This is a genomic window from Micromonospora sp. AP08 (assembly GCF_008085935.1).
GTDB classification, from domain to species: Bacteria; Actinomycetota; Actinomycetes; order Mycobacteriales; family Micromonosporaceae; genus Micromonospora; species Micromonospora chersina.
On sequence record NZ_VSEZ01000020.1, the window covers coordinates 41,362 to 61,023 of the forward strand.

The 19,662-nt window shown below is 74.5% G+C and carries 19 protein-coding genes; 6 read left to right on the top strand and 13 right to left on the bottom strand.

What is annotated here, in order from left to right; translation table 11 throughout:
- Positions 1-36 precede the first annotated feature (36 nt).
- Positions 37-726 carry an MtrAB system response regulator MtrA gene (gene mtrA, locus FXF50_RS25820; protein WP_046564340.1) on the bottom strand — a complete coding sequence of 230 codons (690 nt, stop codon included), beginning with the start codon at positions 724-726 and terminating at the stop codon, positions 37-39.
- A 212-nt stretch (positions 727-938) separates the two neighbouring features.
- Between mtrA and FXF50_RS25825 the strand changes: the two genes are divergently transcribed.
- The 5 genes from FXF50_RS25825 to FXF50_RS25845 are packed head-to-tail and all read left to right on the top strand — an operon-like array spanning position 939 to position 6,001.
- Positions 939-1,778 carry a hypothetical protein gene (locus FXF50_RS25825; protein WP_148431539.1) on the top strand — a complete coding sequence of 280 codons (840 nt, stop codon included), beginning with the start codon at positions 939-941 and terminating at the stop codon, positions 1,776-1,778.
- On the top strand, positions 1,775-2,419 hold the full coding sequence (locus FXF50_RS25830; RefSeq protein ID WP_148431540.1) for a DUF4129 domain-containing protein: 645 nt from the start codon (positions 1,775-1,777) through the stop codon (positions 2,417-2,419). The genes FXF50_RS25825 and FXF50_RS25830 overlap by 4 nt, the downstream gene beginning before the upstream one ends.
- On the top strand, positions 2,416-3,708 hold the full coding sequence (locus tag FXF50_RS25835; protein WP_148431541.1) for a DUF4350 domain-containing protein: 1,293 nt from the start codon (positions 2,416-2,418) through the stop codon (positions 3,706-3,708). Before FXF50_RS25830 ends, FXF50_RS25835 begins: the two co-directional genes overlap by 4 nt.
- Before the next feature lie 11 nt (positions 3,709-3,719).
- Positions 3,720-4,694 carry a MoxR family ATPase gene (locus tag FXF50_RS25840; protein WP_148431577.1) on the top strand — a complete coding sequence of 325 codons (975 nt, stop codon included), beginning with the start codon at positions 3,720-3,722 and terminating at the stop codon, positions 4,692-4,694.
- Positions 4,691-6,001: a DUF58 domain-containing protein gene (locus FXF50_RS25845; RefSeq protein ID WP_148431542.1), complete on the top strand. Its 1,311-nt coding sequence runs from the start codon at positions 4,691-4,693 to the stop codon at positions 5,999-6,001. The genes FXF50_RS25840 and FXF50_RS25845 overlap by 4 nt, the downstream gene beginning before the upstream one ends.
- Here the strand turns inward: FXF50_RS25845 and FXF50_RS25850 are convergent.
- The gene (locus FXF50_RS25850; protein WP_148431543.1) at positions 5,979-6,932 is read right to left on the bottom strand and encodes a stage II sporulation protein M; all 954 of its coding nucleotides are present in this window, start codon (positions 6,930-6,932) and stop codon (positions 5,979-5,981) included. The genes FXF50_RS25845 and FXF50_RS25850 overlap by 23 nt on opposite strands.
- 42 nt (positions 6,933-6,974) lie before the next feature.
- On the opposite strand from FXF50_RS25850, the gene FXF50_RS25855 reads away from it, so the two are divergent.
- The gene (locus tag FXF50_RS25855; protein WP_255510191.1) at positions 6,975-7,925 is read left to right on the top strand and encodes an RDD family protein; all 951 of its coding nucleotides are present in this window, start codon (positions 6,975-6,977) and stop codon (positions 7,923-7,925) included.
- A gap of 6 nt (positions 7,926-7,931) precedes the next feature.
- Here the strand turns inward: FXF50_RS25855 and efeB are convergent, their stop codons facing one another.
- From efeB to FXF50_RS25910, 11 genes are all read right to left on the bottom strand, one after another.
- Entirely contained in the window at positions 7,932-9,233 is a 1,302-nt protein-coding gene (efeB, locus tag FXF50_RS25860; RefSeq protein ID WP_370464155.1) for an iron uptake transporter deferrochelatase/peroxidase subunit, read from the bottom strand.
- A 23-nt stretch (positions 9,234-9,256) separates the two neighbouring features.
- Positions 9,257-10,387, bottom strand: coding sequence for an iron uptake system protein EfeO (gene efeO / locus FXF50_RS25865; protein WP_148431545.1), 1,131 nt, complete (start codon positions 10,385-10,387; stop codon positions 9,257-9,259).
- Positions 10,388-10,415: 28 nt separating this feature from the next.
- Positions 10,416-11,288, bottom strand: coding sequence for an iron uptake transporter permease EfeU (efeU, locus tag FXF50_RS25870; protein ID WP_148431546.1), 873 nt, complete (start codon positions 11,286-11,288; stop codon positions 10,416-10,418).
- A gap of 248 nt (positions 11,289-11,536) precedes the next feature.
- Positions 11,537-13,036 (bottom strand): adenosylhomocysteinase, encoded by a 1,500-nt coding sequence (gene ahcY / locus FXF50_RS25875; protein WP_148431547.1) that lies wholly within the window; start codon positions 13,034-13,036, stop codon positions 11,537-11,539.
- Between the two features lie 313 nt (positions 13,037-13,349).
- Complete coding sequence (gene manA, locus FXF50_RS25880; protein ID WP_148431548.1) at positions 13,350-14,501, bottom strand: mannose-6-phosphate isomerase, class I; 1,152 nt, start codon at positions 14,499-14,501, stop codon at positions 13,350-13,352.
- Positions 14,502-14,503: 2 nt separating this feature from the next.
- Positions 14,504-15,517: a cation diffusion facilitator family transporter gene (locus tag FXF50_RS25885; RefSeq protein ID WP_148431549.1), complete on the bottom strand. Its 1,014-nt coding sequence runs from the start codon at positions 15,515-15,517 to the stop codon at positions 14,504-14,506.
- Between the two features lie 37 nt (positions 15,518-15,554).
- Complete coding sequence (locus FXF50_RS25890; protein ID WP_148431550.1) at positions 15,555-16,751, bottom strand: SIS domain-containing protein; 1,197 nt, start codon at positions 16,749-16,751, stop codon at positions 15,555-15,557.
- Positions 16,748-16,960 (bottom strand): Trm112 family protein, encoded by a 213-nt coding sequence (locus FXF50_RS25895; RefSeq protein WP_091313552.1) that lies wholly within the window; start codon positions 16,958-16,960, stop codon positions 16,748-16,750. Before FXF50_RS25895 ends, FXF50_RS25890 begins: the two co-directional genes overlap by 4 nt.
- 172 nt (positions 16,961-17,132) lie before the next feature.
- Positions 17,133-18,113, bottom strand: coding sequence for a hypothetical protein (locus FXF50_RS25900; protein ID WP_148431551.1), 981 nt, complete (start codon positions 18,111-18,113; stop codon positions 17,133-17,135).
- Positions 18,114-18,407: 294 nt separating this feature from the next.
- Positions 18,408-19,124 carry a deoxyribonuclease V gene (gene nfi, locus FXF50_RS25905; RefSeq protein ID WP_187399824.1) on the bottom strand — a complete coding sequence of 239 codons (717 nt, stop codon included), beginning with the start codon at positions 19,122-19,124 and terminating at the stop codon, positions 18,408-18,410.
- A gap of 103 nt (positions 19,125-19,227) precedes the next feature.
- Entirely contained in the window at positions 19,228-19,641 is a 414-nt protein-coding gene (locus FXF50_RS25910) for a hypothetical protein (RefSeq protein ID WP_255510192.1), read from the bottom strand.
- Positions 19,642-19,662 lie beyond the last annotated feature (21 nt).

A 19,662-nucleotide genomic window follows, 5' to 3' on the forward strand; every position in this document is an offset into this window, starting at 1 on the left:
TCGGGGCGCGGGGAGGTCACCACAGTGCTGACCAGGCTATCCGGTGCCCGCCTTGTAGCCCACGCCTCGCACGGTGAGGATGATTTCGGGTCGCTCCGGATCCGGCTCGATCTTGGCGCGCAGCCGCTGCACGTGCACGTTGACCAGGCGGGTGTCGGCGGCGTGCCGGTAGCCCCAGACCTGCTCCAGCAGCACCTCCCGGGTGAAGACCTGGCGCGGCTTGCGGGCGAGCGCGACCAGCAGGTCGAACTCCAGCGGCGTCAGCTTCACCTCCTCGCCGTCCCGGCTCACCGTGTGCGCGGGCACGTCGATGGTGATCTGGTTGCCGGGCGGGCCGATGGTGAGCAGCTCCGGCGCCACGTCCTCGCCCCGGCGCAGCCGGGCCCGCATCCGGGCCACCAGCTCCTTGGGCTTGAACGGCTTGACCACGTAGTCGTCGGCCCCGGACTCCAGCCCGAGCACCACGTCGACCGTGTCGCTCTTGGCGGTCAGCATCACGATCGGCACGCCGGACTCGCCACGGATGGCCCGGGCCACGTCGATGCCGCTCATGCCGGGCAGCATCAGGTCGAGCAGGACGATATCGGGCCGGCTGTCACGGAACGCGGCCAGTGCCCGTTCTCCGTCCGCGACGAAGGAGGGCACGAAGCCCTCGCTGCGCAGGACGATGCCGAGCATCTCGGCGAGTGCGGGGTCGTCGTCGACCACCAGTACCCGGGCTCTCATGGGGTTTATCGTTCCATCCCCGTTCGTTCGTAGGGTCCGCCGTCTTCACGGCACCGTAGCGCCGAGGGCGGTCCGGCACCACAGCTGACGGCGTGGCCGCCCGCGTGGCGCGTCGTGGCGGACGGGTCCACCGGGCGCGGACGCGCCGTGCAACCATGATCCCTCGTGCCAGTCGCCGCCCGCCACCTCGACCCGCCCGCCAGGAGTACGCCGTGCCCGACGTCGGCCCGACCGCGGTGCTCCCGCGCCGCCCGCTGACGGTCGGTGAGCTGCTCGACTCGGCCGTCCTGCTGCTGCGCAACCAGGCCCGGGTGCTCGTCCCGCTCGCCGTCCTGCTGGCCCTCGGCGAGCAGGCCCTGCTGCACCCGCTGCGGGTGCTGGCGAACGCCCGGCCGCCCGAGTGGTGGTTCGACCCGGACCGGCTCGGGTGGTACTGGCTCCTGCTCGCGTTCGGCGCCGGCACCGAGGCCATGATCATCGCGCTGCTGGGCAACCCGGCCGCCCGGAGCGCCGGGGCCGCCCTGCTGGGCCGCCGCACCGGGGCACGCGAGCTGCTGCACGACGCCCGTTGGTGGGCCACCCTGCTGGCCGGGGCCCTGGTCGGGTCGACCGTCCTGCTCGCCGGGCTGGCCGGGCCGGCCTGGTTCGTCGCGTACGGGCTGCTCGGCGCGGTGGTGCCGGCGCTCGTGGTGGACCGGGTGGCGGCGTACCGGGCGCCGGGACGGGCACTGCGACTGGCGGTCCGGGTCGGCGGGCGGGCCGCCGCGATCCGCCTGCTCGGCTACCTGGGCTGGTGGCTGATCCGGCTCGGCATCGGGCTGGGCGTCTACCACGGCCTCGGCCTGCTGGGCCTCTTCGACGTCTCCGCCTGGGCGCTGCCGGTCGCCACCGTCGCCTGGGCGGCGGTCAACGCGGTCGCATACCCGGCGCTGGCGTGCCTGGACGCGGTGCTGCACCTGGAGACCCGGATGCGCACCGAAGGGCTGGACATCCGGCTCTCCCGGGCACCGGCCGGCACCCCGGAGCCCGTCCTGCTGGCGGTGCCGAGGTGAGCCGGTGGTGGACCGAGTCGGTCGCCGCGCTGGGCGACGCCGTACCGCTGCCGCTGGCCGCCCTGCTCCTGCTGGCCGGTGCGCTGCTGGTCGCGCTGGCCTGGCACTTCTTCCCGGCCTGGGTGCCCCGCCGACTGCCCCGGGTCGGCCGGCCCCGGCTCCGCCTGCCCCGGTTCCGGCTGCCCCGGCTGCGGCTGCCCCGACTGCGCCTGCCCCGACTGCGGCGGCCGAAGCTGCGGCTGCCCCGGCGGCGGCGCCGGGCCCGGCCGGAGACGCCGGCGGTGCCGCTGCCCGCGCCCCGGTCCCCCGAGCCGGGGCCGGCCGCCCCCGCCGGCCTCGCCGACCGGCTCGCCGCCGAGGGCCGGTACGCCGAGGCGGTTCGGGAACGGCTGCGTGAGATGGTCCGCCTCCTGGTGGCGCGGCAGCTGGTGGAGCCCCGCCCCGGGCTGACCGTCACCGAGCTGACGGCGGCCGTCGCCCGGGTCCGGCCCGGGGTGCACCCCACCCTGCACGCCGCCGGGGCGATCTTCTCCGACCTCTGGTACGCCCAGCGCCCGGCCACCGCCGCGCACGACCACCGGATGCGTGACCTCGCCACGGACCTGCGTCGCGAGCTGGCCGCCGAGGGGGACCACCGGTGACCACCACCCTCGACCCGGCCCGCCCGGCGGCGCCCCCCGCGCCACGCCGCCGGTGGCACCGGATGCTGGTCCCGCTCGGGCTGGCCGTGCTGCTGATCGTGACCACCCTGGTCCTGCACGCCGTGGACCAGCCCGACCCGGCCGACCGGGGCTTCCTGTCCCCGGTCGCCACCGGCGGCGACGGGGGCAGCCGGCTGGCGGGGGCGCTGCGCGCGCAGGGCGTGCCGATCCGCCGGGAGACCGACGTGCGGGAGGCCCTGCGTGCCGTCGGGCCCGGCCCGGTCACCCTCTTCGTGCCGGCCCCCGAGCTGGTGCACCCGAGCACCCTGCCCGCCCTGACGGTGCTGCCCGGCGGCAGCCGGCTCGTGCTGGTCGAGCCGTCCCGCCGGGTGCTGACCGGCCTGGCCCTGCCGCTGGAACCGACCGACCGCCGGTGGGCCACCCGGGCCCTGCCGCCGGACGCCGACGGCCCGTCCTGCCGGCTGCCCGAGGCGCTGCGCGCCGGCACCGCCGCCGTCGACCACCAGCGCTACGCCGGGCCGTCCCCCGTCGACCGGTGCTACGCGGGCGCGCTGCACCGGATCTCCTGGGGCGCCGAGGTGGTGGTGATCGGCGCCAGCGACCCGTTCCGCAACGACCGGATCGACGAGTGGGGCAACCGGAGCCTCGCCACCGGCCTGCTCGGCGGCGACCGCCCGCTGGTCTGGCTCGAACTGCCCGGCCCCGAGCCGGCCCCGACCGGGCCGAGCCTGTCGCCGACCCCCGACGGCGACGGGACCCCCTTGCCCCGGCGCAGCGGCGGGCGCGCGGACGACCGGGCGGACCCGCCGCCGAACTGGCACAACCCGCTCTGGGACGCCTTCCCGCCCTGGTTCTGGGCGGTGCTGGCGCAGCTCGCCGTGGCCGGGCTGCTGCTGGTGCTCTGGCGGTCCCGCCGGCTCGGCCCGCCCGTGCCGGAGCCGCTGCCGGTGACCGTCCACTCCGCCGAGACGGTGCTCGGCCGCGCCCGGCTCTACCGCCGGGCCGGCGCCCGGGACACCGCCGCAGCGACACTGCGCGCCGCCGCGCTGGACCGGCTGCTGCCCCGGCTCAACCTGCCCCCGGACACCCCGCCCGACGAGGTGGCCGCCCGGGTCGCCGCGCACGCGGGGGCCGACCCGGAGCGGGTGGCCGAGCTGCTGCACGGCGCCGCCCCGGAGGACGACCGGGAGCTGCTGGAGCTGGCCCGCGGCCTGGACGCCCTGACCCGTACCCTGGCCCCCCACCCGACCGAAGGAGATCCCCGGTGACCGGACCCGTCATCGCCGCCGCGTCGCCCGCCGCCCAGCCCGACGCCCGCGCCGCCCTGCACCGGCTGCGGGCCGAGGTGGCCAAGGCCGTCGTCGGGCAGGACGCCGTGGTCACCGGCCTGGTCATCGCGCTGCTCTGCCGGGGGCACGTGCTGCTGGAGGGCGTACCCGGGGTGGCCAAGACCCTGCTGGTGCGGACCGTGGCCGGCGCGCTGGACCTGGAGTCCAAGCGGGTGCAGTTCACCCCCGACCTGATGCCCGGCGACGTGACCGGGTCGCTGATCTTCGACCCGCGCACCGCCGCCTTCACCTTCCGGGAGGGGCCGGTCTTCACGAACCTGCTCCTCGCCGACGAGATCAACCGCACCCCGCCGAAGACCCAGTCGGCGCTGCTGGAGGTCATGGAGGAGCGGCAGGTCTCCGTCGAGGGCGAGCGCCGCCCGCTGCCCGACCCGTTCATCGTGGCGGCCACCCAGAACCCCGTCGAGTACGAGGGCACCTACCCGCTGCCGGAGGCGCAGCTGGACCGGTTCCTGCTCAAGCTGACCGTGCCGCTGCCCGAGCGGGAGGAGGAGCTGGGCGTGCTCCGGGCGCACCACGCCGGCTTCGACCCGCGCGACCTGCGCGCCGCCGGCGTACGCCCGGTGGCCACCGCGGCCGACCTGGCCGCTGCCCGGGCGGCGGTGCGGGCGGTGCACGTGGCCGAACCGGTGCTCGGCTACATCGTGGACCTGTGCCGGGCCACCCGGGTCGCCCCCGCGCTGGAGCTGGGCGCCTCGCCACGGGGCGCCACCGCCCTGCTGAGCACCGCCAAGGCGTGGTCCTGGCTGGCCGGCCGGGACCACGTCACCCCCGACGACGTGAAGGCGGTCGCCCGACCCACCCTGCGGCACCGGCTGCGGCTGCGCCCGGAGGTGGAGCTGGAGGGCGTGACCGTCGACGCCGTGCTGGACGCGGTGCTGGCCACCGTGCCGACGCCGCGATGACCTGGCGGGCGGGTCTGCTGCTCGCGGCGAGCGCGGCGACCCTGCCGGCCTGGCCGGCGCCCTTCCTCGGCGTCGCCGTGCTGACGGCGGCGGTGCTGCTGCTGGTCGTCCTCGACTGGACTCTTGCGGCGCCGCTGCACGGGGTCACCGCCACCCGCGCCGGTGACCGCACGGTCCGGCTGGGCGGCACCGCCACGGTCACCCTGCACCTGGCAAACGCCTCCGCCCGGACGCTGCGCGCCCAGGTGCGCGACGCGTGGGTGCCGTCGGCCGGGGCGCGGCCCGACGTCCCCGCCGGGCGGGTGCTCACCGTCGCGCCGGGCCGCACGGCCGCCCTGCCGGTGCGGCTCACCCCGGCCCGGCGCGGCGACCGGCCCGCGGTGGCGCTGACCGTACGCTCCCTCGGGCCGATGCGGCTGGCGTTCCGGCAGCGCGCCGGCCACCCGGCCACCCCACCGTGGACGCTGCGCGTGCTGCCCCGGTTCGACTCCCGACGGCACCTGCCCGAGAAGCTGGCGAAGCTGCGCGTCATCGACGGCGTCCAGGTCACCCGGGGGCGGGGCCACGGCACCGAGTTCGACACCCTCCGCGAGTACGTGGTCGGCGACGACGTACGCTCGATCGACTGGCGGGCCAGCGCCCGCCGCTCCGACGTGCTGGTGCGCACCTGGCGGCCGGAGCGGGACCGGCGGCTGGTCTGCGTGCTGGACACCGGCCGCACCTCGGCGGTCCGGCTCGGCGACGAGCCGCGGCTGGACACCGCGATCGACGCGGCGCTGCTGCTCACCGCGCTGGCCGCCCGGGCCGGCGACCGCGTCGACCTGCTCGCCGCGGACACCGCGATCCGGGCCCGGGTGACCGGCAGCGGCCGGCCCGCGCTGCTCGCCCGGCTGGTGGACGCGGTCGCCCCGCTCCAGCCGGCGCTGGTGGAGACCGACTTCGAGCTGATCGCCGGGGAGGTGCTGCGCCGGGAACGGCAGCGCAGCCTCGTGGTGCTCTTCACCGCCCTGGAGGCCGGCGCGCTCGGCGAGGGGCTGCTGCCCGTGCTGCCCCGGCTGGCCGCCCGGCACCGGGTCGTGCTCGCGGCCACCCACGACCCGGTGCTGACCGGGCTCACGACCGCCCCGCCGACCGGCCCCGACGACGCGTACGCCGCCGCGGCGGCCTGGCGGGCCCTGACCGAGCGGGACCGGGTCCGGACCGCGCTGTCCCGGCACGGGGTGACCGTGGTGGACGCCCCCGCCGACCGGCTCGCCCCGGCGGTCGCGGACACCTACCTGCGGCTCAAGTCCCTCGGCCAGCTCTGACCGCCCGGCCGCCGAGGAGCAGCGCGTACGCCAGGAAGGCCAGCCAGACCGTGGCGCCGATCCCCACCCGGACGGCGACCGGCAGCGGCGCCGGGGTCACGAACGCCTCCAGCAGCGCGGAGACCGCGAAGAGGCCGACCAGACCGGCGGCGACCACGATGGCCGAGCGGCCCGCCTCGGCGACGGCCCGGCCCCGGCTCAGGTGCGCCGGCGGCGCGATCCAGGCCCACGCGGTACGCAGCCCGACCCCGGCGGCGACGTGGATGCCGGTGAGTTCGAGCAGCCCGTGCGGCGTGATCATGCCGAAGAACACGTCGGCCCGGCCGTAGGAGATCATCACGCCGCCCACCACGCCGATGTTCAGCGCGTTCTGCCAGAGCAGCCAGAGCACCGGCACCACGAGCACCCCGGCGGCCAGGCACTGCGCGGCCAGCCAGGCGTTGTGCGTCCACAGGTGGAACGCGAAGGTCGGCGCCGTGAACTCGGTGTAGTAGCCGGCGAAGCCGGAGTCGACGAGCTGCCGGGCCGCCTCGGCGCCGATGAACGCGGCGGCGGTGTCCGGGTGGCCGGCGACGAACCAGATGAGGAAGGCGGTGAGCGCGCTGAACCCGGTGGCCACCGCGCACCACCAGGGCCAGGCCCGGTAGAGGGCGGCCGGCAGGTCGCCGAGGAGGAACCGGCCCACCGCCGCCCAGGAGGGCCGGGGGCGGCCGGTGATCCGGGCCCGGGCCGCGAGCACCAGGTGGGAGAGGCGGCCGACCAGGGCCGGTTCGGGGGCCCGGCTGCGCAGCGCGGACAGGTGGGTGGCGGCGCGCTGGTAGAGGCCGACCAGCTCGTCCACCTCGGCCGCGTCCAGCTTCCGCCGGCCGGTCAACTGCTCCAGCCGCCGCCACTCGGCGCCGTGCTCGGCCACGTACGCGTCGAGATCCACTTCGTCCTCCCCCGTCCGGCGCACATAGTGTTCACTGTCGGGGTGCGCGCGCAACCTCCCCCACCGGCCGGATGGGCCGACGCCGGTCTGGTCAGCGGCGAGGCGGTGGAGCTGGACGTCCGGGCGGCGCGGCTGGGCTCCCGGGTCCTCGCCCTGCTGATCGACCTGGTGGCCCAGCTCGTGGTGGCGATGCTGCTCAGCGCGGGCCTGTCGGTGCTGGTGGTGAGCCTGCCGGGTGACCTCATGGACGCCGCGCTGGCCGGCGCCCTCCAGCTCGTGGTGCTCGTGCTGGTGCTGGTCGGCTACCCGGTGCTCATGGAGCGCTTCGTGGGCGGCCGGACGCTGGGCAAGCTGGCCGTGGGCCTGCGGGTGGTCCGCGCCGACGGCGGCCCGGTCGGGGTCGGCCAGTCGCTGACCCGCGCGCTGGTGGGCGTGGCCGTGGAGTGGCCGGGGCTGGTGCTGCCGCTGCTGAGCTGGGCGGCGAGCGTGACGGTGATGCTGACCGACCCGCGCGGGCGGCGGCTGGGCGACCTGGTCGCCGGCACGCTGGTGGTGCACACCCGCAGCGCCGGGGTGTGGCGGCCGGCCCCGCCGGCGGTGCCGCCGCTGCTCCGCTGGGCGGCCACCCTCGACCTGACCCGGGTGGACGACGGGCTGGCCCTGGTCGTCCGGCAGTACCTGGGCCGGTTGCACCAGCTCGCCGAGCCGGACCGGAGCCGGCTGGGCCGAGGGCTGTGGGCCGAGGTCGCGGCGGTCACGTCGCCGCCCCCGCCGTGGGCCGCGCCCGAGCCGGTGTACCTCGCCGCCGTGCTGGCCGAGCGGGGTCGCCGGGCCGCGTACCGGCTGGGCCGCGCCCGGGCGGTCACCGCCACGCTGTGGCCGGAGCTGACCTCCGCGCCGGCCACCCCGGCGCCGACCACCCTGCGGCCCGCCGTCCCCACCCCACCCGATCCGGTACGCGGACAGCCCACCTCGGTCCGCGCCGGGCGCTGACCCCGGTCAGGAGAACAGTTCCCGGCCCCACCAGTCGGCGGCGTCACGGACGCCGGGCGGGCAGGCGAACAGGCCGCTGGAGACGTGCCGCAGGTATTCGTTCATGGCGTCGTTGCGGGCCAGCCGGGTCTGGATCGGCACGAACTGCTTGCGCGGGTCCCGCTGGTAGGCGATGAAGAAGAGCCCGGCGTCGAGCCGGCCCAGCCCGTCCGAGCCGTCCACGAAGTTGTAGCCGCGGCGCAGCAGGCGGGCGCCGTCGTTCTGGTCCGGGTGGGCGAGCCGGACGTGCGAGGTCTCGGCGATCACCGGCTCGCCGTCGTCGCCCTTGGCGGCGAAGTCCGGCTCGTCGAACTCGGCGCGCTTGCCGAGCGGCGCGCCGCTGCCCTTGGTCCGGCCGACGATCATCTCCTGCTCGGCCAGGGGGCTGCGGTCCCAGGTCTCGATCAGCATCCGGATCTTGCGGGTGACGAGGTAGGACCCGCCGGCCATCCAGGCGGGGCCGTCGCCGGCCTGGGCCCAGAGCTGCTCGCGGAGCAGGTCGGCGTCCTCGGCCTTGAGGTTGGCCGTGCCGTCCTTGAAGCCGAACAGGTTGCGCGGGGTGGCCTGCCCCCGGGACGTCGACGAGGTACGCCCGAAGCCGAGCTGGGACCAGCGGACGCTGACCACGCCCATGCCGATCCGGGCCAGGTTGCGGATGGCGTGCACCGCCACCTGCGGGTCGTTCGCGCACGCCTGGACGCAGATGTCGCCGCCGGACAGTTCCGGCTTGAGCGCGTCCCCGGCGAAGTGCGGCAGGTCGGCCAGGGCGGCGGGCCGCTTGTCGGCGATGCCGAAGCGGTCCCGGCCCTGGGCGTCGCGGAACAGCGTCGGTCCGAAGCCGACGGTGATGGTGAGCTGCGACGGGGGCAGCCCGAGCGCCTCGCCGGTGTCGTCCGGCGGGGCTTCCGGCACACCGCCGACCGCGCCGATCAGCCCGGCGTCCTTGCCGGCGGTCATCCGGGCCGCGGCGGCGCTCCACTCCTGGAGCAGCGCGACCAGCCGGGCCCGGTCCTTGGTGATCACGTCGAACGCGACGAAGTGCAGCCGGTCCTGGGCCGGGGTGACGATGCCGGCCTGGTGCTCGCCGTGGAACGGGACGGCGCCGGCCGCCGTCTCGGTGGCCGACGCCTGGTCCCCGCCGCCGAGCAGCGCGCCCGCGCCGACCGCCACCCCGGCGACGCCGGCCACGCCGGCTCCGGCCAGGGTGATGGCCCGGCGCCGGGACACGCCGGTCCCGCGGATCGTCTCGTCGGTGTTCGGCTCGCTCATCACGTCACCTCCGGACCCGGTCGTCATCGGGCGACGACCGCGGCAACCTTGCTGATCGGCTCGGCCAGGGCGTTGATGCTGTCCGAGAGTTCCTTGAGCTCGGCCTTGCTGAGCTGGGTGTGCAGCTTCCAGCCGTCGCCGGCGCGGTGCTTGCCGAGCGCGGCCTCGACGGTGGCGAACTCGGTGTCGAGCTGCTTGACCAGGTCGGGCGAGCGCTGCTCCAGGGCGGGACGCAGCGCGGCGATGGCCGCCTTCGAGCCCTCCAGGTTGGCGTTGAAGTCCCAGAGGTCGGTGTGCGAGTACCGCTCCTCCTCGCCGGTGATCTTGCCGCTGGCGACCTCGTCGAGGAGCGCCTTGGCGCCGTTGGCGAGCTGGAGCGCGGTGAGCTTCTCGGCGTTGGCCTTGGCCACGATCGCCTTCACGTCGACGAGGAGCTGGTCGGCGATGCCGCCGTCCTTGCTGACGTCGCCGGTGGTCCACAGGTCCTTCTCGATCCGGTGGAAGCCGGTGAACGGCATGCCCTCCTCCACGACCTCCTCGCGGCCGTCGATCTTCGGGTCGAGGTCGCCGAAGCTCTCCGCCACCGGCTCGATCCGCTCCCAGTAGGTGCGGGCCACCGGGTACAGCTCCTTGGCCTTGGTGACGTCGTTGGCCTTGACCGCGGCCACGAACTCCTCGGTCTTGGTGAGCAGCGCGGCGGTCTGGCTCTGCACGTAGCGCTGGTAGCTGGCGGTGGCCTGGCTGAGCGCGGCGTCGGGCGCGACGGTCGCGGCCGTGCCGCTGACCTTGAGGGCGCCCCGGATGCCGCGGCCGCTCATGCCGGGCTTGCAGGCGGTCTCGTACGTGCCGGCGGGCAGCTCGACGTGGAGCTCGCGGCTCAGGCCGGGGGCGATGTTCTCCACCTCGCCCATCACCCGGTCGCCGGCGGCGTAGACGTAGAACTCGTTGACCTTGGACCCGGAGTTGGTCACCTTGAAGGTCACCTGCCCGGCCTCGACCTCGGTGACGCCGACCTCGCAGGCGCTGTCGGTGGCCTTGACGGCGATCGGGCCGCCGGCCTTGGCGTCGGAGTCGTCACCGCCCCCGCAACCGGCCAGCCCGGCGACGGCGAGCACCCCGGCGGCGGCGGGCACGACGAATCGAGTGGTACGCATCGGTGGTGTCTCCTCGGAAACGGGCCGGTCAGGCGCGCTGGGGCGCGGTGTCGGTGGAAGCCTCGGGGGCGGCGGGTGCGGCGGGCCGGGCCGGGGCGGCCGGCTTGCGCAGGAAAAGCACGAGCACCGGGACCGCGTAGGCCACCCAGGCGATCGTCTCCAGCACCGTGGGCGCGGGGGTGATGTTGAACATGCCGCCGAGCAGCGAGCCGAGCCACCCGTCCGGGTCCACGATTGAGCTGAAGTCAAAGGCGTGGTTGTTCAGCCCGGGCAGAACCCCGGCTTCCTGGAAGTCGTGCACGCCGTACTTCAGGATGCCCGCGGCGACCAGGATCAGCAGAGCGCCGGTCCAGGTGAAGAACTTGCCGAGGTTGATCTTCACGGCACTCCGGTAGAGCAGGAAGCCGATTACCACGGCGGTGGCGATGCCGCCGATCAGTCCGAGCAGCGGGCCGCCCGCGCCTTCGGCTGCGCCCTGCGCAGCGGAGTAGAAGATCAAGGCCGTTTCCAAGCCCTCTCGGATCACCGCGAGGAAGGCCATACCGGCCACCGCCAGGGATCCGACGGCGAGCGCATCGGTGAGCTTGCCCCGCAGCTCGCCGGCGATCGACCGGGCGGCCTTGCGCATCCAGAAGATCATCCAGGTCACGAAGACCACGGCGACCACTGAGGTAACGGCCTCGAAGAGTTCGCGCGACCCGGAGGATTTGAGCAGCGACGTCGAGGTGTAGACGAAAAGCCAGCCAAAGAGCACCGAGAGAACCACGGCCGTACCGACCCCGCCCCAGACCTGCGGCAGCCGGTTGCGGCGGTTCGACTTCACGAGGAAGGCGACCAGGATGCTGACCACGAGGGTCGCTTCCAGGCCCTCGCGCAGGCCGATCAGGTAGGTGGCGAACATCGGTACTCCGTGTTTGGTTAGGCACGCCTCAGTTAACTTAGGGCAGCCATACCTTGCTCCTGATCGGGCACCGAGTCAAGTCGATCGGCCGAACGTCACCCCGCCCGTCGGCATGCTCACATGCCCTGGTCACCTCACCTTCGCCCGGCGGCGGGCACACCCGCCAGGGTCGTTCGGCCCCACCCGTACGCGAAGGGGACCGGGACGGCCGCGCGACGGCCGACCCCGGTCCCCTCCGGGTGCGGAACTCAGTAGCGGTAGTGCTCCGGCTTGAACGGGCCCTCCGGGGACACACCCAGGTAGGCGGCCTGCTCCTTGGTGAGGGTGCTCAGCTTGGCGCCGAGCGCGCCCAGGTGCAGGCGGGCGACCTTCTCGTCCAGGTGCTTGGGGAGCACGTACACGCCGACCGGGTACTCGTCGGTCTTGGTGTAGAGCTCGATCTGGGCGATGGTCTGGTTGGCGAACGAGTTCGACATCACAAAGCTCGGGTGGCCGGTGGCGTTGCCCAGGTTCAGCAGGCGGCCTTCGGAGAGCACGATGATGGCGTGGCCGTCGTCGAAGCGCCACACGTCGACCTGCGGCTTGATGTTCTCGCGGGTCACGTCGGAGCGCTTCGCCAGGCCGGCCATGTCGATCTCGTTGTCGAAGTGGCCGATGTTGCCCACGATGGCCTGGTGCTTCATCCGGGCCATCTGCTCGTGGGTGATGACGTTGAAGCAGCCGGTCGCGGTGATGAAGATGTCGGCCTGCTCGACCACGTCGTCGAGGGTGGCCACCTGGTAGCCGTCCATCGCCGCCTGGAGGGCGCAGATCGGGTCGACCTCGGTCACCACGACGCGGGCGCCCTGGCCGCGCAGCGACTCGGCGCAGCCCTTGCCCACGTCGCCGTAGCCCATGACGACCGCCATCTTGCCGCCGATCAGCACGTCGGTGGCGCGGTTGATGCCGTCGATGAGCGAGTGGCGGCAGCCGTACTTGTTGTCGAACTTGCTCTTGGTCACCGAGTCGTTGACGTTGATGGCCGGGAAGAGCAGGGTGCCGGCGCGGTGCATCTCGTAGAGCCGGTGCACGCCGGTGGTGGTCTCCTCGGTCACGCCCTTGATGCCGGCGGCGATCCGGGTCCAGCGCTGGCCGTCCTCGGCGAGCGAGCGGTGCAGCAGCTGGAGGATGACCGCGTACTCCTCGGAGTCGGCGGACTCGACCGGCGGCACGACGCCGGCCTTCTCGAACTCGGCGCCCTTGTGCACGAGCAGGGTGGCGTCGCCGCCGTCGTCGAGGATCATGTTAGGGCCCTGCCCGTCGGGCCAGGTGAGCACCTGCTCGGTGCACCACCAGTACTCCTCCAGGCTCTCGCCCTTCCAGGCGTAGACCGGGACGCCGGCCGGGGCCTCGGGGGTCCCGTCCGGGCCAACGACGATCGCGGCGGCGGCGTGGTCCTGGGTGGAGAAGATGTTGCAGGACGCCCAGCGGACCTGCGCGCCGAGCGCGACCAGGGTCTCGATCAGGACGGCGGTCTGGATGGTCATGTGCAGCGAGCCGGTGATGCGGGCGCCGGCGAGCGGCTGGGCCTCGGCGAACTCGCGCCGGATCGCCATCAGGCCGGGCATCTCGTGCTCGGCGAGCCGGATCTCCTTACGCCCGAACGCGGCGAGCGACAGATCCGCCACCTTGTAGTCGCCCTCGGCGAGGGTGCTCGGCCGGGCTCCGGACGACGCGCCACGGGGGGCCGCCGGGAGGGTGCTGGTCATGGAAGCTCCTGTCGAACGATGACTGCGCAGCCTTCCACCTTACGCGCGTGGACTTCTTCTCCCGTGCCCGGTTGACCGACGGGGCGGCGGCCCCGGTCGGCGGACAGCGCACGGGGCGGTCGGTCGTGAACGGACTTTCCGCTCACGGCCCGGCCGCCCCGTGCATCCCCCCGGTTTGGTTCCCCCGCGCGTTACCGGACCTTCGTCGCGACAACGCTGCGTACCCATAGAGTCACACCGGGTCAGGGTCGCGTCAAGCCATTTCGGGAAAGTCGGACTTGTGGCGAGGCTGAGCCACCGCGCAGTGTTCCGGTCAGCGCAGGCCGGAGGTGGCGACGAACGCCACGCCGGCCCCACCGAGCACGAGCGGACCGCCGGCCGCGGTGCCGATCGCCGCCTGGCCGGCCGCCAGGGTGACCGTCCCCACCCCGTCGGCCACGGTGACCTCCCCGGCGCGGCACAGCACCACCCGCGGGCCGGGCACGTCCAGCCGTGCCCCCGGACGACCGGCGGTCACCTCGACCCGGTGCAGCGCGAAGTCGTCCACGGGCACCAGCCAGGTCACCACCCCGGGCGCCACCTGCTCCGGCCGGACCACCGGCTCGTCGAGCACCTCGAAACGCAGCACCCGCAGCAACTCGTCCACGTCCACCCGCTTCGGGGTGAGCCCGCCGCGCAGCACGTTGTCGCTGGCCGCCATGATCTCCACGCCGGTGCCCCGCAGATAGGCGTGCAGGTTGCCGGCCGGCATCCAGATCGCCTCGCCCGGCGCCAGCCGGACGTGGTGCAGCAGCAACGCCACCACCACACCCGGGTCGGCCGGGTAGTCGACCGCCAGCGCCCGGACCAGCCCCGCGTCCGGACCGGCGGCCTCCGCCGCCAGCACGTCCGCCACCAGCCCGGCACGCTCCGCCTCCGGCCAGCTCAACAGCAGGCGTACAGCCTCCCGTAGCCCCTCCGGCCCGGTCCGCAGCGCCGCCACCACGGGCTCCAGCGCGGGTACGCCGAACGCCGCGATGGCCGCCGCCGACTCGGCCGGGTCCCGGAACCCGCAGAGCGCCTCGAACTCCGAGAGCGCGACCAGCAGCTCCGGCTTGTGGTACGGGTCCACGTAGTTGACCCGGCCGGTGTCGGCGGCGTAGCCGGCCCGGGCCTGCTCGGCGTCCGGGTGGGCCTGGAGGCTCAGCGGGGCGTCCGCCGCCAGGACCTTCAACAGGAACGGCAACCGGGTGCCGAACCGGCCGACCAGGCGCTCGCCCAGCCAGTGCTCCGGCTCCCCGACCAGCAGCTCGGTGAGGCTGACCGGGTTGCCGTCGCGGTCCACCGTGGCCGGTGCGCCCGGGTGGGCGCCCAGCCACAGCTCGGCCTCCGGCCCGGCGCTCGGCACCGGCCGCCCCTGCAGCTCGGCGATCGCCGTGCGGGAGCCCCAGGCGTAGTCCCGGATCCGGCCCTGCAACAGCTCCACGGTCAGCTCCCGGGCCGTCCGGCCGCCTCGTCGCCGCCGGCGGCGGCCTCCGGCTGCGGGACGGCCGTGTGGGCCGCCTGCCCGGTGCCCGCCCGGTCCGCCGCCGCGCTGTAGATGTCGGGCTCCAGGTAGATGACCCGGGCGATGGGCACCGCGGCGCGGATCCGCGCCTCCACGGCGTTGATGCCCCGCGCCACCTCCTCGGCCGTCTCGCAGGCCGTCACCCCGATCTTCGCGGCCACCATCAGCTCCTCCGGGCCCAGGTAGAGCGTCTTCATGTGGATGATGCGCTCGACCTCGGGCCCCTCGGTCACCGCTTGCGCGATCTTCGCCAGATCGTGGCGCTCCGCGCCCTCACCGAGCAGCAGGCTCTTCGTCTCGATGGCCAGCGTGATCGCGATGATCACCAGCAGCACGCCGATCATCGCGGTGCCGGCCGCGTCCCACATGCCGTTCCCGGTGATCAGCGTCATTCCCACGCCGAACAGCGCGAAGACCAGACCGATCAACGCGCCGAAGTCCTCCAGCAGCACCACCGGCAGCTCCGGGGCCTTGGCCCGGCGGATGAACCGCACCCAGGACTGGTTGCCCCGGATGTGGTTGGACTCCTGGATGGCGGTCCGGAACGAGAAGCTCTCCATGCCGATGGCGATCACCAGGACGGCCACGGGGACCCACTGCCAGCTCGTGATCGGCTCCGGGTGCTGCGCCTTGTGGTACGCCTCGTACAGCGCGAAAAGTCCACCGACGCTGAACAGCACGATCGCCACGATGAACGCGTAGATGTAGCGCTCCCGGCCGTAGCCGAACGGGTGCTCCGGGGTGGCCTCCCGCTTGGCCCGCCGGCCGCCCAGCAGCAGCAGGCCCTGGTTGCCGGAGTCAGCCACCGAGTGGATCGACTCGGCCAGCATCGATGAGGAGCCGGTCAGCAGGAACGCGACGAACTTGGTGACGGCGATGCCGATGTTGGCCGCCAGCGCGGCGATGATCGCCTTCGTCCCACCGTTGGCGCTCACGCCGCCGCCCCTTCTGCCCGCCCGATGCCGCACGTGCTCACTGGTTCGCCAGCTCCTTCATCTCGGTGATGGCCGGTACGGCCATCGGGTCCAGTCCGTGTGCCAGGGCGAGGTAGACCGAGGCGAAGTCCGGGACCGCCATCAGCGACGCGAGCCGCTCCAGCGCGGACCCGCCCTCCGCGGTGACCACGTCGCAGCGCACCCCGCGCCGCTCGGCGAGGGTCTGCACCGCGTCCGCGCGGCGCTCCTCCACCGCCAGCGGCTCGTCGGTGTCGTCCTCGGCGTTGAGGCCGCCGTCGCGCAGCAGCACCAGCCGCAGGCGGGTGGCGTCGCCGTCGGTCTCGTCGGGGTCGGCGAAGATGTCCCGCTCCCCCTCGACCAAGCCGCCGAAGACGCCGTCGAGCAGACCGACCCGGCCCCGGCCGGCCTCGCCCAGCGCGCCGGTGACCACCGGGTAGCGGGCGTTCGCGGACAGCGTGTCACCGAACCGGCGCGCCGCCACGGTGGCCAGCGGCGACGAGCCCCAGACGATCGGGATCGAGCCGGACAGGCCCAGGGCCAGCGACTTCGCCGGGTTGACGAAGGACTCTGCGGTGGGCCGGCACCGGTCGGCGTCGGCGTCCAGCCGGGCCGCCGTCTCGGCCAGGTCCGCCTCGTTGACCTTCACGAGCCCGAGCGTACGGGCGGCGAGCAGGACCGGCACGGTGAGTGCCCAGAGACTGGCCCGGGCCGGGGCGCGCCGGGGCACCGGGATGAACGGCGCCCGGGCCCGCTCGGCAACCGACTGGAGCTGCGAGTCCGGCGCGCCGACGGCGACCAGGCGGGCGCCCCGCCGGTGCGCGGCCTCGGCGGCGCCCAGCGCCTCGGGGCTGCGACCGGAGGCGCTCACCGCGATGACCACGTCCGCAGCGCCCACCCAGCCCGGCACGCCGGCGCTGCGGTGCGGGATCACCGGCACCGGGCAGCGCGGCCCGGCGACCGTGGCCAGCACATCCCCGGTCCGCCCGGCGGTGCCGATACCCGCGATGACCACCGCGCGCGGGCGGCCCTCGTCGGCGAGCACCGTCAGGTTGGCCTCGGCGGCCAGCGCCGACGACTCCCGGACCTGCGCGCCGGCGGAGGCGGTGAACCGCAGCATGCCGCCCGGGTCCTGCTCGGCCAGCCGGTCCGGATCGTCCAGCAGTGACTCGTCGGCGTGCCGGTGGCCGCTGACCCCGGCCGTACCCTCCATCATCGCGACGACCCGGAGCCGCCGCGCGCGTCGTCAGCGGCGGGGCCGCCACGCGCCTCGTCGAGCAGCAGCACCGGGACGTCGTCCCGGACCTCGAAGATCCGACCGCACTCGGTGCAGGTCAGCGTCTGCGCCTGCGCGTCGTAGTCGAGCGGTGCGTGGTGCGTGTCCGGGCAGGCGAGAATCTCGAGCAACTGCGGGTCCAGGGCCACGGCGCGGCTCCTTCCACGTATGCGGTCTCACCGGTCGGCGGTGCCGTCCGGCGCACGCGATCTTATCGGCGAACCGGCGCGGGCACCGTGCCACATCTCGGCACCCGGCGGGCACGGCATGGCCACCGTCACCCATCGTCACCGTAACCCCGGCGACCGGCCGGGTTCCGGCTCAGCGGGGCACGCGGGGCAGCACGGTGGTGGCGTCACCGCCAGCGGCGGCCGGCGGCTCCCCGTCCGGCCCGTCGGCCGTGGCCGCGGGGGCGCCGTAGACGTTCCCGGCCGGGCGGGGCGCCGGGGCGGGCGGCTGCTGCCCGTACACCTGACCGGCGGGCGCCCCCGAGCGGTAGGTCGTGGTGCCACGCGGCAGCGGGACCGGCGGGTGACCGGTGCCCGGCTGCCCGTCCGTCTTCTCCGCGCGGTTGCGGCGGACCAGCAGCACGATCAGCGCGACACCGACGAGCACCAGTGCGATGCCGAACCACATGATCGGGGAACCTCCGGAGGACGATTCGGCGGCTTGACTGCCGGCCGCCGGGTCGAGCGCCGCGGCGGCCACCGACGAGGTGGTGTCGGCCTCGGCGGGCGTGGTCGCGACGGCGCTCGGGGTGGGCGAGGGCTTGCGGGACGGCGTCGGGCTGGGGCTGGCCGTGCGCTCCGCGCCCACCACCCGGGCCGCGGTGGCCGACCGGCCGAGCACCCGGCCGTTCGCGGCGCTCGCCTCGCCGACGACAGCCAACCGCCCGCCGGCCGTGCCGGCCAGGAAGGCCACCCGGTAGCGGACCGTGATCCCCTTGCCCTTGCACAGGGCCGCGTTGGCGGGCGACGTCTGAGCGGTGGCGACCGCGCCACCACCACCGGAGACCGGCACCGGCACCCACCGGCCACCGATGGCCACCTGCACCTGGACCTGGTCCGCCCGCAAACCGTCGAGCCGCAGCCCGAGGGCGGTCCGAAGAAGTACGCAGCCGTCGGTGCGCTTACGCACCTCGACCGCCACCGTGCCCGCCGAACCGCCGGCCGTGAAGCTGCTCGCCGAGCGCACCTCCACCCGGTCCTCGGCGGCCAGCGCCGGAGACGCCGCGCCGGCCACCAGGCCGCCCAGCATCACGCCGACCGTGGCCCACCGCGCCGCGTGCCGCCTCACCGACATCTCCACCTCACCGTTTCCACCCCGACGGGATCCGCCGGTCAGGTTACTACCGGGTCGGAGAGGTACCCGCCCATTGAGCGCTCCGCATGTGTGCCGCGACACCCCGGGGCACCTGCACCATCCTCGCCGCGGCGCGGCCCGCCCGCATGATCACATTCGGCGCTCGCTCGCCGGGTCGCGGGCGGGACCGGCCGAAGATCTTGGACAGTCACCCTTCGCCACCAACGCCAACTCTCCAAGATTCACACCGGGCCGCACCCGCAGGTCGGCGCCAGCTCGTGCAGCGGCTGGCCCTCAGGCGTTCGCGGTCGGGTCGTCGTTGCCGGCCGGTGTCGCGGCTCGGCGGTCAGCGTCGACGAGGGCACGGCGGCAGAGGTGGTCGGCTGTCCTGGTGGTCTCCGGCAGCCGATAGCGGGGCGTCAACGCCAGCACCCGGTCGACGGCGTTGTCCAGGCTCATCCGGTGCCCGACGCTGACGAAGACCGGCTTCACCCCGTCCCGCGTCCGCAGCACGCGGCCCACCACCTCACCGCCGTCGCGCAGCGGCGTCCAGGCGCCCCGCTGCGGCGCCGGCTCGTCCCAGACCCCGACCAGCGGCGTCTTCCCCACCCCGATCGCCGGCAGTCCGGTCACCAGCCCCAGGTGGCAGGCCAGCCCGAACCGGCGCGGATGCGCCAGCCCGTGCCCGTCGCAGACCAGCAGGTCGGGTCGGACGGTCAACCGCTCCAGCGCCGCCAAGAGCGCCGGCAGCTCACGGAAGGCGAACAGCCCGGGCACGTAGTCGAACGCCGGCCGGCCCACGTCCACCGCCTCGTCCACCACGGCGAGGGTCGCGGCGTCCAGCACCGTGACGGCCGCTGCCAGTCGGTCACCGCTCTCGGCGTAGGCCACGTCCAGCCCGGCCACCGTCGCGGGCGCCGTAGGCCCCGGCCCGACCAGGTCGACCCGGGAGCGCAGCTCCTCCTGTACGCGCAGCGCCTCCGCCACGCCCGCCGGCTGCCGATACGGCATTCCCCCGCCCGTCACAGCTCGCCGGTCCCGGTGCTGGTGCGCGTCAGACATGCTCGGACCCTCGCGCCTGGATGGCCGGTCGACAAGCACTTTGGGGCGGGAGTCAGGAGGCGGTGGTGGCGATGGTGGGGTCGGCACCGGGGTCGCCGGCCTGCTGGAGTTGCTCCTCAAACATCACGAACGTCCGCCGCCGGATCCCTCTGATCAGCGCCTGCTCGCGTGGCGTCGGATAGCGACGCTCGGTGCGGATTGAGTCCTCAATGCCCCGAACCGTCTCGTAAAGGGCAAAGATTGGCCCCTCTCCTCGCAGGTAGCGGCCTCGGTCCTGCTCCGTCAGCCATACGAACTCATCGCGCTCAATCCGATGAATCTCGTCGCCTCCGACGAATAGCACCTTGTCTATCAGGTTGTTAGCCGGCCGCCAGCCACCAGTGTCCCGAGACAACCGCCAACCCGCCACTCCGCCCCCCTCCGTCTCCACCAGCTTCAGTGGCGAGTCGTAGTAGCTATAAAACATCGGCAGGACCAGACCTCTCCC